We start from the raw sequence: 15,013 nt of genomic DNA on the forward strand, positions 1-15,013 counted from the left end.
TGCGCCGATGGTAGTTGGGGGTTTCCCCCTGTGAGAGTAGGACGTCGCTGGGCAAATTGAAAGGCCGTTACCGGTTCATTCCGGTAACGGCCTTTTTTGTATGGAAATTTTTCTTACTTCTTGTGAAGATAGTTTTTCAAAGGTAGGCTAAAGAAAAGGAAAGGTGGAATGAAGATGAGTAATTTATATACTTATGAAGTAAAGCAAGCAGATGGCAACATGGAACAGCTAGAAAATTTTAGAGGGAAACCATTGGTTATTGTCAATACAGCAAGCAAATGTGGACTGACTCCGCAATTTGAAGGCTTACAGTATTTGTATGAAACATATAATGATCAAGGCTTAGAAATACTCGGTTTCCCAAGTGGCCAATTCAACGATCAGGAATTCCACACACAAAAAGAAACAGTGGAGTTCTGCCAAAAAAATTATGGAGTGAGCTTTCCAGTCTTTTCTAAAGTAGATGTGAATGGCGAACTCGCTGATCCACTTTTTAAATATTTGACTTCCTGGGGCACAAGCGATGTAAGTGGAGAAATCAAATGGAACTTTACTAAGTTTCTTATTGATCGTCAAGGAAACATTATTCAACGTTATGAACCACAGGTTGAGCCCGAGCAAATGGAGAAAGATATACAGAAAATTTTATGATCCATTAGTCGGAATAGTTTTACTTTTATCAGTTTCTTGACACCCCCTGAAACCGCTGATAACCTTACAATAATATTCAAAAGGAAGCAGGAGGCGTGTCAATTATGTGGGAATCGAAATTTCTTAAAGAAGGGTTAACCTTCGATGATGTATTGCTAGTGCCAGCTCATTCAGAAGTGTTGCCAAAGGATATTGATTTGTCAGTGGAGCTGACCCCGAAAATCAAGCTGAATATTCCAATCATCAGTGCCGGAATGGACACTGTGACGGAAGCGAAAATGGCTATTTCAATGGCACGCCAAGGCGGTCTTGGAATCATTCATAAAAATATGAGTATCGAAGAGCAAGCTGAACAAGTAGTGACTGTCAAACGTTCGGAAAATGGCGTCATTACAGATCCTTTCTACCTGACTCCTCAGCATCAGGTATACGACGCAGAACATTTGATGGGCAAATACCGTATTTCGGGTGTACCGATTGTGCAAAGTGAAGAAGATCTGACTTTGGTGGGGATCATTACAAACCGCGATCTCCGCTTCATCCAGGACTATTCTTTAGAGATCAAAGATGTAATGACAAAAGAGAAATTAGTCACGGCTCCTGTTGGCACGACTCTAGAAGATGCCGAGAAAATTCTCCAGCAATACAAAATCGAGAAATTGCCGATTGTGGACCAGAGTGGCATGTTAAAAGGGCTCATTACCATCAAAGACATTGAGAAAGTGATTGAGTTCCCTATTGCTGCAAAAGATGAGCAGGGACGATTGCTTGCTGGCGCTGCTGTTGGGGTTACCTCAGATACAATGAAACGTGTCGAACAATTGGTAAAAGCTCATGTCGATGTCGTTGTCATCGATACGGCCCATGGCCATTCAGCAGGCGTACTGAACATGGTTAGCCAAATTCGCGAAGCGTACCCTGAACTGACGATTGTAGCTGGAAATGTAGCCACTGCAAGCGGAACGAAAGCGTTGATTGAAGCAGGTGCTGACATCGTTAAAGTCGGCATTGGGCCAGGTTCCATTTGTACAACCCGCGTTGTTGCCGGTGTAGGAGTTCCACAAATTACAGCTGTTTACGATTGTGCTACAGAAGCTCGCAAACACGGCAAGTCGATCATCGCAGATGGCGGCATTAAGTTCTCCGGCGATATCATTAAAGCCCTCGCTGCAGGCGGCCATGTGGTTATGCTGGGCAGCTTGCTTGCAGGAACTACAGAGAGCCCTGGAGACACAGAAATCTTCCAAGGGCGCCGCTTCAAGACATACCGCGGCATGGGGTCAATCGCTTCTATGGAAAAAGGCTCGAAAGACCGTTATTTCCAGGATGAAGCTAAAAAGTTGGTACCTGAAGGAATCGAAGGGCGTTTGCCTTATAAAGGGCCTCTTACGGACACGATTCACCAATTGCTTGGAGGCATTCGCGCAGGCATGGGTTATTGTGGAACAAAAGACTTGCGGTCACTTCGTGAGGACGCACAGTTTATCCGCATGACTGGTGCAGGATTGATCGAGAGCCATCCGCATGACGTACAAATTACAAAAGAATCGCCGAATTACTCTATGTAAAATGAGACACCTCCCTGGGGATTCCGGGTGAGGTGTTTTTTCGTTTTGCTTCCAGAGAATATGATAAAATAGCAAAAGGAATGAAACGATGGAGGATAAGCGAGTGAAAAGTTTAGTGAGATGGGTTCAATTACTGATAGTGTCAGCTATTGCCTTTACTATATGGGCTCCGACTGACGTACAGGCAGAAGGAACTGTTCCTGTATTGGCGGATGCAGCCATTGTTGTGGATACAGAGACTGGGCAGATTTTATATGGGCAGAACGATGAAGCCATCCTTGGGATTGCTTCTATGAGCAAAATGATGAGTGAATATCTTTTGTTTGAAGCGATTGAGGAAGGTACCGTTAGCTGGGATGATGAATACGAAGTGACGGATTATAGCCACCGAGTTTCTCAAGATTTGCGCTTGAGCAATGTTCCACTGCGCCGGGATGGTTCCTATACGATGAAGGAATTATATGAAGCAATGGTCATTTATTCGGCAAATGCGGCGACGATTGGCATTGCAGAAACGATTGCTGGCACGGAAAAAGAATTCGTCCGGATGATGAATGATAAAGCGAAAGAGCTGGGCATTGAAGACGCTCATTTCGTCAATTCGACTGGTCTTAATAATTCATTTCTTTTCGGGATGCATCCGGAAGGAACGGGAGAAGACGAAGAAAATACGATGTCGGCCCGATCGGTTGCCATACTGACTAAAGCCTTGTTGGATGATTACCCTGAAATTCTGGATACTGCTAAAATTCCGGAGTTGATGTTCCGGGAAGGCACGCCTGACCAGATCCGCATGATTAATTGGAATACGATGCTTCCTGGAATGGACCATGAATATGAAGGGATGGATGGATTGAAGACCGGAACGACGGACTTTGCGGGCCATTCTTTTGCAGGGACTGCCAAACGTGACGGAGTCCGGTTGATTGCGGTAGTCATGAAAGCAGTCGATGCTGAAGGAGAGGGTTCCTATGATGCACGTTTTGACGCGACACGTGCATTATTGGATCACGGATTTGGATTTCAAGAAACGGAAATCATGAAAGCCGGACAACAATTTATGGGTCAGGAATCCCTTCCTGTCTCAAAAGGTGAAAAAGAGCAAGTCGCGATAGCGGTTAAAGAACCGGTACGTTTATTGGCCCCTTCTTCCAGCACATATCGGGCTGAACTTGAATTGACAGAAGGAGTCCCACTTGAGGCAACTGTTGAGGAAGGACAACTTGTAGGTAAGGTGAGGGTTTTAGATGCTGAGGGCAATGAAGTGGAATATTTGAAAAACGAAAATCCCGCTGCGGTTGTGGCAGCCACAGAAACGGTGGAGCGCGCCAATTGGTTTGCGCTGTCCATGAAAGGCGCCGTGGATTTCATCAAAGGCTTATTTTAAGAAAAACCAGTTCATCTCTTAGCGGATGAACTGGTTTTTTGTATGTTCCAACTATGCATTAGTTGCTCGACGCCTTGCTGGATTTCGCTTTCGTCAAGACCTCCGAAACCGAGGACGATTTTTGGTGAAGTGGATTTTTGCTTGAGCAGGTCGTAATTCTGCATCGCGAATACACGGATTCCGGCATCGCTTGCCAAGGAAACTAAGTTTTGTTCTGTGCGTTCGGTATCGATGGTCAAAACGACGTGCATGCCTGCTTGCTCACCGGAAACAGTGACCATTGGTTGATAAGGGACGAGTGCTTGCGTCAGGCATTCGAGCTTTTTGCGGTACAGTTTGCGCATGCGGTTTAAATGTCTTGAGAAATGGCCTTTTTGCATGAATGTCGCGACGATTTGCTGGTCGATGCGCGGTACGGTGGACGTATAGTGTAAAAAGGTCTTGCGGTAGGCGTTCAACAGCCTTGGCGGCAATACGAGATAGGCAATGCGCAGCGACGGCATGATCGATTTAGAGAAGGTGCTGATGTAGATGACGCGACCGCCGACATCCATGCTTTGAAGTGCTGGAATGGGTTGGCTTGTGTAGCGGAATTCGCTGTCGTAATCGTCTTCGATGATAAAGCGCTGTGGTTTGGCGGCAGCCCAATTGAGCAGCTGGGCGCGGCGTGTGGCGCTTAAGATGGAGCCTGTCGGGAACTGGTGTGACGGTGTGACGTAGGCGATGTCGACACCGGTTTTTTCGAGTTCCTGCACATCAATGCCGTCTTCGTCGACTGCGATCGGGAAAGCTTGCCTGTCGTCGTGTTCGAAAATGCTATGGGTCAAGGCGTAACCAGGGTTTTCAAAACCGAAGCTCAAGTTTTTATCGAATAGTCGGATCAATAGCGGCATCAATTGTTCGGTTCCGGAGCCGACGATGATTTGTTCCGGTTCGCATACGACTCCTCGGGATTGGTACAAATAGCGGGCGATTTCAGCGCGCAGCGATTCGTCGCCTTGCGGATGGCCGGCGAGAAGGAGTTCATGGTTTTCTTCATCGATCACTTCGCGGGCCGTTTTGCGCCACGTCGGGAATGGGAACGACCGTGTATCGATGCGTGCTGGGTTGAAGTCATATAGATAATTAGGTTTTGGCACATCGCGGATGGCTGTTTCTTCTTGAGGCAGATCCAAATAAGCCAATTCTTCCACCGGCATCGTGAAAAACCCTTTGCGCGGGCGTGGTTCAATGAACCCTTCTGCGACTAATTGGGAATAGGCGAGTTCGACGGTCGTCTGGCTGATCTGCAAGTACTCCGCCAGTTTGCGCTTACTCGGCAGCTTGGTGCCGACTGCGATTTTACCGGCTGTGATGGCGGTGCGGATTTCTCGATAAAGTTGCTTGTAAAGAGGGATGGTTGATTGTTTTTGTAATTGGAACATGAGCATATCCATCGGGCTTCCTCCAACTGACCTTTTAAAATAATATAAACTGAGTCTTTTTATATGGTCACAGTTTATTATACTGGAAACAACCAACAAAAGGGAGGAATTTTCAGATGAGTGAAAAAGGTACAGATCGAGTAAAACGAGGCATGGCAGAAATGCAAAAAGGTGGCGTCATTATGGATGTGGTCAATGCAGAACAAGCGAAAATTGCAGAAGCCGCTGGGGCGACGGCTGTCATGGCGCTTGAACGCGTGCCATCTGATATCCGCAAAGAAGGCGGCGTTGCCCGTATGGCGGACCCGCGCATCACCGAGGAAGTGATGAATGCGGTATCGATTCCGGTCATGGCGAAAGCGCGCATCGGACATATTACAGAAGCCCGTGTGCTAGAAGCGATGGGCGTTGATTATATCGACGAAAGTGAAGTGCTGACGCCGGCAGATGAGGAATTCCACTTGTTGAAAAATGAGTATACAGTGCCATTTGTTTGCGGATGCCGCAATATCGGGGAAGCGGCACGACGCATCGGGGAAGGGGCCTCGATGTTGCGCACTAAAGGCGAGCCGGGCACCGGCAATATCGTCGAAGCGGTGCGCCATTTGCGCCAAGTGAATGCCGAAGTGCGCAACATCGTCGCAATGGGCGAAGACGAATTGATGACAGCCGCGAGAGACCTTGGCGCGTCTTATGAATTCTTGAAAGAAGTGAAATTGCTTGGCCGTTTGCCGGTCGTCAATTTTGCAGCAGGCGGCATCGCGACGCCAGCGGATGCGGCGCTTATGATGGAACTTGGGGCGGATGGTGTCTTTGTCGGATCGGGCATTTTCAAATCGGATCAACCGGAACGTTTTGCGCGTGCGATTGTAGAAGCGACGGCGCATTATCAGGATTACGCGTTGATCGCGAAACTGTCAAAAGATCTTGGGCCGGCGATGAAAGGCTTGGAAATGGCGACAATCGGTGCGGCGGACCGTATGCAGGAAAGAGGTTGGTAACGATGAAAATCGGGGTATTGGCGCTGCAAGGAGCGGTGCGTGAGCATGTAGCGGCGATTCAGGCATGCGGCGCTGAGGCGATTGTGTTGAAAAATGCCGGTCAGTTGGCGGAACTCGATGGTTTGGTGCTGCCGGGCGGTGAAAGCACGGCGATGCGCCGTTTGATTGACCGTGCGGAATTGTTGGAGCCATTAAGAGAATTTGCGGATGCCGGAAAGCCGATGTTCGGTACGTGTGCTGGGCTTGTATTGCTGGCAAAAGAAATTGAAGGGCAGGAAGCTGCGCATCTTGGTGTTATGGACATTGTGGTTGCGCGCAATTCATTCGGCAGGCAAGTGGACAGTTTTGAAGCAGATCTCGATATTGAAGGAATCGATACGCCGTTTCCCGCTGTATTTATCCGCGCACCGCATATTGTGCGTGCTGGTGAGGATGTGGACGTCTTGTGCGAATATGAGGGGCGCATTGTGTTGGCACGGAGCGGGCCGTTTCTCGGCTGTTCATTCCATCCGGAATTGACCGGCGACCACCGATTGATGCAGCTGTTTTTGGACATGGTGGAAAAAAGGGAACTCTTGCCAACCGAAGCGCATTATAGTAAAATATGAATAATTTCAAAGAAGAAACGTTGATGGGAATAGTAAAGCGCAGTTTTTCTGTAAGAGAGCCGGTGGTTGGTGCAAACCGGCGTCAAACGCGTTTGAATCCGCCCCGGAGTTGCATGGCGATGAGCCAGTGCCGGTTTTAATGCCGTTATGTGATGAAGAGGACCGGGCTTTTTGCCGGTCAATCAGGGTGGCAACGCGGGTAGCTCTCGTCCCTTTACCAGGGGACGGGGGCTATTTTTGCGTTGTTTTTCTTATTTGACGAAGACTTAAGGAGGAATTTCTATGTTGGATATCCGTTTTGTACGGGAAAATTTTGACCAAGTGAAAACGAAACTCGGAAAGCGCGGGGAAGATATTTCCGTACTTGATGATTTTGAAGCGCTCGACCAGAAGCGCCGCGAACTGATCGTCCAGACCGAGAAATTGAAAGCGGAGCGCAACGAAGCGTCCCAGCAGATCGCCGTCATGAAGCGCAACAAGGAAAATGCCGATGAGGCGATTGCAAAAACACGTGAAGTCGGCGACCAAATTAAAGCAATTGACGACGAGCTGCGTGAAGTGGAAGAAAAACTCGACTACATCATGATGCGTGTGCCGAATATCCCCCACGACAGCGTGCCGTTCGGCGATTCTGAAGACGATAATGAAGAAATCCGTACATGGGGCGACAAGCCGGAGTTTGGTTTTGAAGCGAAGCCGCATTGGGATATTGCGACCGATTTGAACATCGTCGATTTCGAACGCGCCGCCAAAGTAACCGGCAGCCGTTTCGTGTTCTACCGCGGGTTTGGTGCACGCCTTGAGCGCGCACTTATCAATTTCATGATGGACCTTCACCAGGAGGAGCATGGCTATGAGGAAATGCTGCCGCCATATATGGTCAATCGTGAAAGCTTAACGGGCACGGGACAATTGCCGAAATTCGAAGAAGATGCGTTCTTGATCGAGAAGGAAGATTATTTCCTCATCCCAACATCTGAAGTGCCGGTAACAAACTTCTACCGCGACGACATTTTGACTGCAGACATGCTTCCCCAAGCCTTCGCATCTTATAGCGCGAATTTCCGTTCTGAAGCGGGTTCTGCAGGACGCGATACGCGCGGGTTGATCCGACAGCACCAATTCAATAAAGTGGAGCTAGTGCGCTTTGTGAAGCCGGAAGATTCTTATGATGAACTTGAGAAGCTGACGGGCCATGCAGAGAAAGTTTTGCAATTGCTAGGGCTGCCTTACCGCGTCTTGAAGATGTGCACGGCTGACCTTGGCTTTACGGCAGCGAAGAAATACGATATTGAAGTATGGATCCCAAGCCAGGAAACGTACCGTGAAATCTCTTCTTGTTCAAACTTTGAGGATTTCCAGGCTCGCCGTGCGAATATCAAATTCCGCCGCGAAGCAAAAGGCAAGCCGGAATTCGTCCACACATTGAACGGCAGCGGCCTTGCTGTCGGGCGTACTGTGGCGGCATTGCTTGAGAACTTCCAGCAGGAAGATGGTTCTGTTGCCATTCCTGAAGTCTTGCAACCTTATATGGGTGGAAAAACAACAATCCGCTAAAGAGAAAGACCCGAATCCATTTCGGGTCTTTTTCTTCGTAGTAAACGGGTAAACAATAAGAAACGTGAAAGGAGCGGTTCAAATGCAAGAAATGGAATTTCACTTGATCGAAACCAATGGAATCCGCCTGCACACAGCAGTAGCCGGACCAGAAAATGGAGAACTGGTCATTCTATTGCATGGTTTTCCCGAATTTTCATATGGATTCCACCATCAAATGAAGGCGCTCGCTGTGCAGGGATACCGCGTTGTGGCACCGGATCAGCGTGGATACTACTTGAGCGACAAGCCTGAACGGATTGAAGACTATACAATCGATAAACTGCGTGATGATATTGTTGGCTTGATTGAAGCATTTGGGGAAACTTCGGCATTTATCGTCGGCCATGACTGGGGAGGGGCAGTGGCGTGGCATTTGGCTGCAAGCAAGCCGGAATACGTCAAAAAGCTCATCACCATCAATATTCCTCATCCTGCAGCGATGCCGCGCGTCATGATGAAAAATCCGGTGCAATGGGTGAAAAGCTCGTATATGGCGTTTTTCCAGCTCCCGGAAGTGCCGGAAAAGCTGATGGCGGCAAATGATTTCGAATCGATGAAACAGGCGATGAAAGGGACGTCAAGACCGTCCGCCTTTACGGAACAAGAGTTGGATCGATATCGGGAAGCCTGGAGCCAGCCCGGTGCTTTGACAGGTATGCTCAATTGGTACAGGGCACTTCGCAAAGGCAGCCTCAATCAAGTTCCGAAAAGGCCGATCGAAACCCCGGTGCGCATTTTGTGGGGGAGAGGGGACCAATTTTTATCACCGATGCTCGCCAAAGAAAGCCTAAAGTTTTGCAAGGATGCTGAACTTGTATGGATTGGCGAAGCCACGCATTGGGTGCATCACGAGCAGCCAGTTATCGTTAATCGTTTGATTAAGGAATTTCTGGCATAGAAAAACGGAAAACCTTAGGCTTGGGTTTTCCGTTTTTCTTTATTGCGTTTGCGCAAGTCCCGGAAGAACTGGGTGAGCAAGCCGCCGCATTCATCCGCCATGACGTTTTCCGTCACTTCGCATTGATGGTTGAAGCGCTCGTCGTTTAGCAGTCTATACAGCGAATCGACACAGCCAGCCTTGCTATCTCGCGCGCCGTAGACGATATGCGGGATGCGCGACTGCAAAATGGCGCCGGCGCACATTGGGCAAGGCTCTAACGTAACGTAAAGCTTTGTGTTTTCAAGGCGCCAATTATCAAGTGTTTCGCATGCTTGCTGAATGGCGAGCAATTCGGCATGGGTCACTGCATTGCGCGTCGTTTCGCGTAAGTTATGGGCGCGCGCGATGACACGGTCGCCTTGGACGATAATCGCGCCGATCGGCACCTCGCCTTTTTGGGCTGCTTTTTGGGCTTCTTCAATGGCCAGCCCCATAAAATAATGGTCTTTTTCCATTCCGTTCATGATTCATCGCTCCTCGCCTTTTAGTGTATCATCTTTTCATCCTGACAAAGCACTACAAAGCCGTGCGTAATTTGGAACGCCATTTGGCTCTACTTTTACTTTTAGGGATATGGTAAAATGAATGGCATTGCATTTTACTTGAATCGAAGAAGGGGGACTTCTTGTGCCGGTGCCATTTATCACCGTAGAAGGTCCGATCGGAGTGGGGAAAACCTCGCTGACGAAAGCACTTTCAGAACAACATCAATTTCAATTGCTGAAGGAAATCGTGGATGAAAATCCGTTTTTGAATAAATTTTACGAGGATATCGAGGAGTGGAGCTTCCAGACGGAAATGTTCTTCTTGTGCAATCGCTATAAGCAATTGAGCGATATACAAAAGAAATTCATCTCCAATCAGGAGCCGGTCGTTGCGGATTATCACATCTTCAAAAACTTGATCTTCGCCAAACGCACACTGCCTGAAGAAGAATACGCCAAATACGAAGCGATCTATAAAATCCTGACGGCCGATATGCCGAAGCCGAATATGGTTATTTATTTGCATGCGAGCCTCGATACCTTGATGAAGCGCATTAAATTGCGCGGCCGTGAATTCGAGCAGATGATCACGCCGGATTACATGGAGCAATTGTCTGCAGACTACCACGAATTCATCGAACGTTTCGAGCGCGAACATCCGGAAATCCCGGTGCTGCGCTTTAACGGAGACAAACTTGATTTTGTGCAAAACCGTTCCGACCTCGAAGTGATTCTCGCTCATGTGGAAGGCACGCTTGAAAAAAGGAGCTTATCAATATGAATGAAAACTTACGAGACAAGTACGGCATCCCAAAAGACGCCATCATTACCATCGCCGGAACAGTTGGCGTCGGCAAGTCGACGATGACCAAAGCGCTTGCGGATTCTTTGCAGTTCCGCACCTCTTTTGAAAACGTGGATGGCAACCCGTATCTGGATTTGTTTTACGACGATTTCGAGAAGTGGAGCTTCCACTTGCAAATCTATTTCCTGGCAGAGCGCTTCAAGGAACAAAAGCGCATGTTCGAATACGGCGGCGGTTTTATCCAAGATCGCTCGATTTATGAAGACACGGGCATTTTCGCGAAAATGCACCAGGAAAAAGGCACGATGAATGAAGTCGATTACGAGACCTATACAAACCTATTCGATGCGATGGTCATGACGCCTTATTTCCCGCATCCGGATTTATTGATTTACTTGGAAGGGTCGATTGAAGACATCCTCGGGCGCATCCAAGAGCGCGGCCGCGCAATGGAACAGCAGACGCCCGTTGAATATTGGCTGGAAATGCATGAACGCTACGAACGCTGGATCGATTCGTTTAACGCCTGTCCTGTACTGCGCCTCAATATCAACGACTACGATTTGATGAACGATCCCGATTGTTCAGAGCAAATCGTGGAGCGCATCGGCAAATTCATGCAGCAGACCGCTGTGTTAAAACGCTAAAAAAGCGGAGACAATTGTCTCCGCCTTTTTTATTTCCCGGGAAATAAGGCACTAAAAAACCCGCGGGAAGAATCCCGCGGGCTATATCGTAATATTCGGACATATTGATGGGAAGAAAAATTCGTTGCTTACACAACGAATCAACCTCATATCTACATGCGCGTAGTTATTCAAAAAATGGAGGAGGAAGAGGGATTCGAACCCCCGCGGGATTTAACTCCCCTGTCGGTTTTCAAGACCGATCCCTTCAGCCAAACTTGGGTATTCCTCCGTGTTGGACAAGATATAATTTATCACGGATTTATAAACCCGTCAACAGTTTTGATAGAAAAAAATGCGATTTTCATTTGGAATGACGTAAAAGGCAGTAGGCAAGCGGTCGAAGATGGGGATAAAGCTTGTTTTGAGCCGTCTTTAACTTTATGTTTGATTTTTCCTCCAGCACTCCGTATACTAGTAAATGCCGTGCTAGGTGGGAAGGTAGCGGTGTCCTGTAACCTGCAATCCGCTCTAGCAGGACTGAATTCCTTTCTGAGGCTGTTTGTATGCAAGGTCTGCCTCATGCACGTAGTGTTGACATCTGGGTCCTGCGCAATGGAAACCCATGAACCATGTCAGGTCCGGAAGGAAGCAGCATTAAGTGGTACTTTCTATGTGCCGCGGGGTTGCCTAGATCGAGCCAACGACATGAGTAACGCTTGTGTACAGCAGTCGAAGAAAGGTGCACGGTTTAACCTTAATGATCCAAACCTGTCCGCAGTTTGCGGGCAGGTTTTTTTCTGTCCAAGAAGCGGCCGGCCCGGTGAAATGATTCGGGGAGATGCCCGTTTTATGGTACAATAAGAGGACGGAACAAAGACTTTTTAAAAGGGGAGAACCAGGTGGCGTATCAAGCTTTTTACCGTGTGTACAGACCGCGGACTTTCTCGGAAATGACCGGCCAGACGCATGTCAAACAAACCCTTCAGAATGCTCTCCTTTATGATAAAACGACCCACGCGTACTTATTCTCCGGCCCAAGGGGGACAGGGAAGACGAGTGCGGCGAAGATTTTCGCCAAGGCGCTGAATTGTGAACAAGCCCCTGCGGCAGAACCGTGCAATGAATGTTCTTCTTGCCGGAGCATCGACGAAGGCTCGAATACCGATGTTATCGAATTCGATGCAGCTTCCAATTCCCGGGTCGAGGAAATGCGGGAAATCATCGAGAAAGTGCGTTTTTCTCCAGCCAATTCCCGCTTCAAAGTATATATCATTGATGAAGTGCATATGCTGTCGAACAGCGCTTTCAACGCTTTGTTGAAAACATTGGAAGAACCGCCGGAACACGTCGTCTTCATTTTGGCGACGACCGAACCGCATAAATTGCCGCTGACCATCATCTCCCGCTGCCAGCGCTTTGATTTCAAATCGCATACGCAAGCGGACATCGTTGCACGCATGATCACCGTCTTGGAAGATGCCAAGATTCCTTATAATGAACAAGTGCTGAAAATCATCGCCCAGGCAGCAGCGGGCGGCATGCGTGATGCGCTCAGTCTGCTCGACCAGGTGGTGTCATTCAGCGGCGATGAAATGACTATTGAAGATGCGCTTCTCGTCACGGGCTCCATCAGCCAGGATATGTTTTACGGCATTGCCGAAGCGCTGTTGAAGAAAGATGTCGGCCAAGCATTGACCTTGCTTGAGCAATTGGTGCGTGATGGCAAAGACCCAGTGCGCTTAGTGGAGGATTTCATTACCTTCTTCCGCGACCTATTGCTGATCCAAACAGCGCCCGGGCTGAGCGATATGCTGGAACTTGCTGCCTTCGAACCGCGTTTCGAAGAACTGGCGGAGCAGTTTGAAGCATCGACCCTCTATAACTGGATCGATATTTTAACGAAAACCCAGCAGGAAATGCGCTTCTCGAACCATACGAAAATCTATATGGAAACCGCACTCCTGAAAATGGTGCAAGCAGACGCTCCGGTGCAAACAATCGGAACGGGTGCCCCGTCTCCTGAACTCGAAGCAAAAGTCGCGAGCCTTGAGCAATTGGTGCATGAGTTGCAGCAACAATTGAAAGAAGGCGGCGGTTCGAATAATGCGGCGCCTCAAGCCGAGCAGAAAAAGCGCCAGCGTTCGCAAAGCGCCTTTAAAATTCCAACCGGCCGTATCCAAGAAGTGCTGAAGAATGCAACGAAACCCGATATCCAGGCGATCAAAACCAATTGGGCGACCGTGATGGGCCAATTGCAGCGCTCGCATTCGGCATTGCTCAATGATGCAGAGCCAGTAGCGGCGTCCCCGGATGCTTTTGTGTTAAAATTCAAGTATGATATTCATTGCCAGATGGCTTCTGAAAATCAGACTTTCGCGGCAGCGTTCAGCCAATTGCTCGAGCAGTATACAGGCAAGGCTTACACGCCGGTTTATGTGCCGGACGCCAATTGGCTGAAAATCCGCGAAGAGTTTATCCGCAACGGCGGCTTGAAAAATGAAGGCGATGCGCAGGAACCGGAAGGGCAGGAAGAGAATCCATTTTCCGGTGACGGCGCAAGCCCTGAAGAAGATCCATTCGTCTCTGAGGCGGAGCGGCTCTTCGGCAAAGATTTTGTCGAAGTCCATGATGATTAACGAATACAAAATTTGAGGAGGAACCAATTATGCGTGGTGGAGGAAATATGCAAGGCATGATGAAACAAATGCAGAAAATGCAAAAACAAATGGCGGAGGCTCAAGAAGAGCTCGGTACATTGAAATTTGAAGGAACAGCAGGCGGCGGAATGGTTAAAGTAACAGTTTCTGGCCATAAGGAAGTTCTTGATATTGCCTTGGATCCAGCAGTCGTAGATCCAGAAGATGTTGAAATGCTGCAAGATACATTGATCGTTGCAACAAACGAAGCGTTTAAAAAAGCGGATGAGCATGCGAACTCTACAATGGGTAAATTCACAAAAGGCTTGAATATTCCCGGCATGTTCTAGGAGGTAAGCGATAATGCACTACCCGGAACCGATTTCCAAATTGATGGAGAGCTTCATGAAGTTGCCAGGGATCGGGCCGAAAACAGCGGCCCGGCTGGCATTTTTTGTGCTCGGAATGAAAGAAGATACAGTGCTTGATTTTGCGAAAGCATTGGTTGATGCCAAACGCAATTTGAGTTTTTGCTCGGTATGTGGGCACATCACGGATGTCGATCCGTGTCAGATTTGCCAGGATACGAGCCGTGATCGTTCAATGATCTGTGTGGTCCAAGATCCGAAAGATGTCATCGCCATGGAAAAGATGCGCGATTACACAGGACTTTATCATGTGCTGCAAGGTGCCATCTCACCAATGGATGGGATTGGGCCGGAAGATATCAACGTACCATCGTTGTTGACCCGACTTCAAGATGAGCAAGTGAAAGAATTGATCTTGGCGACCAACCCGACGATCGAAGGCGAAGCGACTGCGATGTATATTTCCCGATTGGTAAGGCCTTCGGGTATCCGGACAACGCGGATTGCTCACGGGCTTCCTGTTGGCGGCGACTTGGAATATGCAGATGAAGTGACGCTTTCCAAAGCACTTGAAGGTCGTCGCGAACTTTCCTAAGCTCTTTATAAATGGAAAATATTCTGACAAATAATGATATTTGTATAATTATTCCGGTTTACCTTAAATAGAGCTTATATAGAAGGAAGTCATTTAAACCCTCTGAGTTAAAAGGGTTGAATGGCTTCTTTTTCTTGTTAAGAAAGTAGAGGAAACACAGAAAGGTTTTTAAGTATAATTTAATTTGCCAAAAGTGTTGACTTTCCGAAGAGTGTGCTTTAATATAGTAAGAGTCGTCAGGAACGACAGCAAACATGAACCTTGAAAACTGAACAGCAAAACGTCAACGAAAGACGTCACGAGCGCCTTGGCGCGCG

14 protein-coding genes, 1 tRNA gene, 1 other RNA gene and 1 other annotated feature are annotated in these 15,013 nt (G+C 48.2%); of the genes, 13 read left to right on the forward strand and 3 right to left on the reverse strand.

Annotated features, from left to right (window positions below; translation table 11 throughout):
• The first annotated feature begins 174 nt into the window (after window positions 1-174).
• The 3 genes from AB9R92_RS02425 (at window position 175) to AB9R92_RS02435 (ending at window position 3,606) form a co-directional block, all read left to right on the forward strand.
• A complete protein-coding gene (locus tag AB9R92_RS02425) occupies window positions 175-651 on the forward strand; it encodes a glutathione peroxidase (RefSeq protein ID WP_370667944.1) in 477 nt (158 codons plus the stop codon).
• Between the two features lie 104 nt (window positions 652-755).
• On the forward strand, window positions 756-2,219 hold the full coding sequence (gene guaB / locus AB9R92_RS02430; RefSeq protein ID WP_370667945.1) for an IMP dehydrogenase: 1,464 nt from the start codon (window positions 756-758) through the stop codon (window positions 2,217-2,219).
• 88 nt (window positions 2,220-2,307) lie between these two features.
• A complete protein-coding gene (locus tag AB9R92_RS02435) occupies window positions 2,308-3,606 on the forward strand; it encodes a D-alanyl-D-alanine carboxypeptidase family protein (protein WP_370667946.1) in 1,299 nt (432 codons plus the stop codon).
• An 11-nt stretch (window positions 3,607-3,617) separates the two neighbouring features.
• Here the strand turns inward: AB9R92_RS02435 and pdxR are convergent, their stop codons facing one another.
• Window positions 3,618-5,042 (reverse strand): MocR-like pyridoxine biosynthesis transcription factor PdxR, encoded by a 1,425-nt coding sequence (pdxR, locus tag AB9R92_RS02440; RefSeq protein WP_370667947.1) that lies wholly within the window; start codon window positions 5,040-5,042, stop codon window positions 3,618-3,620.
• A gap of 104 nt (window positions 5,043-5,146) precedes the next feature.
• Here pdxR and pdxS point away from each other — a divergent pair, with 104 nt between their 5' ends.
• The 4 genes from pdxS to AB9R92_RS02460 all read left to right on the forward strand — a co-directional run bounded on the left by pdxS (window position 5,147) and on the right by AB9R92_RS02460 (window position 9,136).
• Entirely contained in the window at window positions 5,147-6,031 is an 885-nt protein-coding gene (gene pdxS / locus AB9R92_RS02445; RefSeq protein ID WP_370667948.1) for a pyridoxal 5'-phosphate synthase lyase subunit PdxS, read from the forward strand.
• A gap of 2 nt (window positions 6,032-6,033) precedes the next feature.
• On the forward strand, window positions 6,034-6,639 hold the full coding sequence (gene pdxT, locus AB9R92_RS02450) for a pyridoxal 5'-phosphate synthase glutaminase subunit PdxT (RefSeq protein WP_370667949.1): 606 nt from the start codon (window positions 6,034-6,036) through the stop codon (window positions 6,637-6,639).
• 11 nt (window positions 6,640-6,650) lie between these two features.
• Window positions 6,651-6,856 (forward strand) — a binding site (T-box leader).
• A gap of 65 nt (window positions 6,857-6,921) precedes the next feature.
• The gene (gene serS, locus AB9R92_RS02455; RefSeq protein ID WP_370667950.1) at window positions 6,922-8,196 is read left to right on the forward strand and encodes a serine--tRNA ligase; all 1,275 of its coding nucleotides are present in this window, start codon (window positions 6,922-6,924) and stop codon (window positions 8,194-8,196) included.
• Between the two features lie 82 nt (window positions 8,197-8,278).
• Entirely contained in the window at window positions 8,279-9,136 is an 858-nt protein-coding gene (locus AB9R92_RS02460) for an alpha/beta fold hydrolase (protein ID WP_370667951.1), read from the forward strand.
• Between the two features lie 14 nt (window positions 9,137-9,150).
• On the opposite strand, the gene tadA is transcribed toward AB9R92_RS02460, so the two are convergent.
• Complete coding sequence (gene tadA / locus AB9R92_RS02465) at window positions 9,151-9,642, reverse strand: tRNA adenosine(34) deaminase TadA (RefSeq protein WP_370667952.1); 492 nt, start codon at window positions 9,640-9,642, stop codon at window positions 9,151-9,153.
• Window positions 9,643-9,805: 163 nt separating this feature from the next.
• Between tadA and AB9R92_RS02470 the strand changes: the two genes are divergently transcribed.
• Complete coding sequence (locus tag AB9R92_RS02470; RefSeq protein ID WP_370667953.1) at window positions 9,806-10,444, forward strand: deoxynucleoside kinase; 639 nt, start codon at window positions 9,806-9,808, stop codon at window positions 10,442-10,444.
• Window positions 10,441-11,115 (forward strand): deoxynucleoside kinase, encoded by a 675-nt coding sequence (locus tag AB9R92_RS02475; protein WP_370667954.1) that lies wholly within the window; start codon window positions 10,441-10,443, stop codon window positions 11,113-11,115. The genes AB9R92_RS02470 and AB9R92_RS02475 overlap by 4 nt, the downstream gene beginning before the upstream one ends.
• A 178-nt stretch (window positions 11,116-11,293) precedes the next feature.
• Here AB9R92_RS02475 and AB9R92_RS02480 read toward each other — a convergent pair.
• Window positions 11,294-11,386: transfer RNA gene (locus AB9R92_RS02480), tRNA-Ser, on the reverse strand.
• Between the two features lie 192 nt (window positions 11,387-11,578).
• Here AB9R92_RS02480 and ffs point away from each other — a divergent pair.
• From ffs to recR, 4 genes are all read left to right on the forward strand, one after another.
• Window positions 11,579-11,844, forward strand: an RNA gene (ffs, locus tag AB9R92_RS02485) — signal recognition particle sRNA large type.
• A gap of 152 nt (window positions 11,845-11,996) precedes the next feature.
• Window positions 11,997-13,733: a DNA polymerase III subunit gamma/tau gene (gene dnaX, locus AB9R92_RS02490; RefSeq protein WP_370667955.1), complete on the forward strand. Its 1,737-nt coding sequence runs from the start codon at window positions 11,997-11,999 to the stop codon at window positions 13,731-13,733.
• 29 nt (window positions 13,734-13,762) lie between these two features.
• On the forward strand, window positions 13,763-14,083 hold the full coding sequence (locus AB9R92_RS02495) for a YbaB/EbfC family nucleoid-associated protein (RefSeq protein ID WP_058382250.1): 321 nt from the start codon (window positions 13,763-13,765) through the stop codon (window positions 14,081-14,083).
• A gap of 13 nt (window positions 14,084-14,096) precedes the next feature.
• The gene (recR, locus tag AB9R92_RS02500; RefSeq protein WP_058382249.1) at window positions 14,097-14,696 is read left to right on the forward strand and encodes a recombination mediator RecR; all 600 of its coding nucleotides are present in this window, start codon (window positions 14,097-14,099) and stop codon (window positions 14,694-14,696) included.
• The last annotated feature ends 317 nt before the right edge of the window (window positions 14,697-15,013 follow it).

This window comes from Planococcus sp. SSTMD024, assembly GCF_041320495.1.
GTDB lineage: Bacteria > Bacillota > Bacilli > Bacillales_A > Planococcaceae > Planococcus.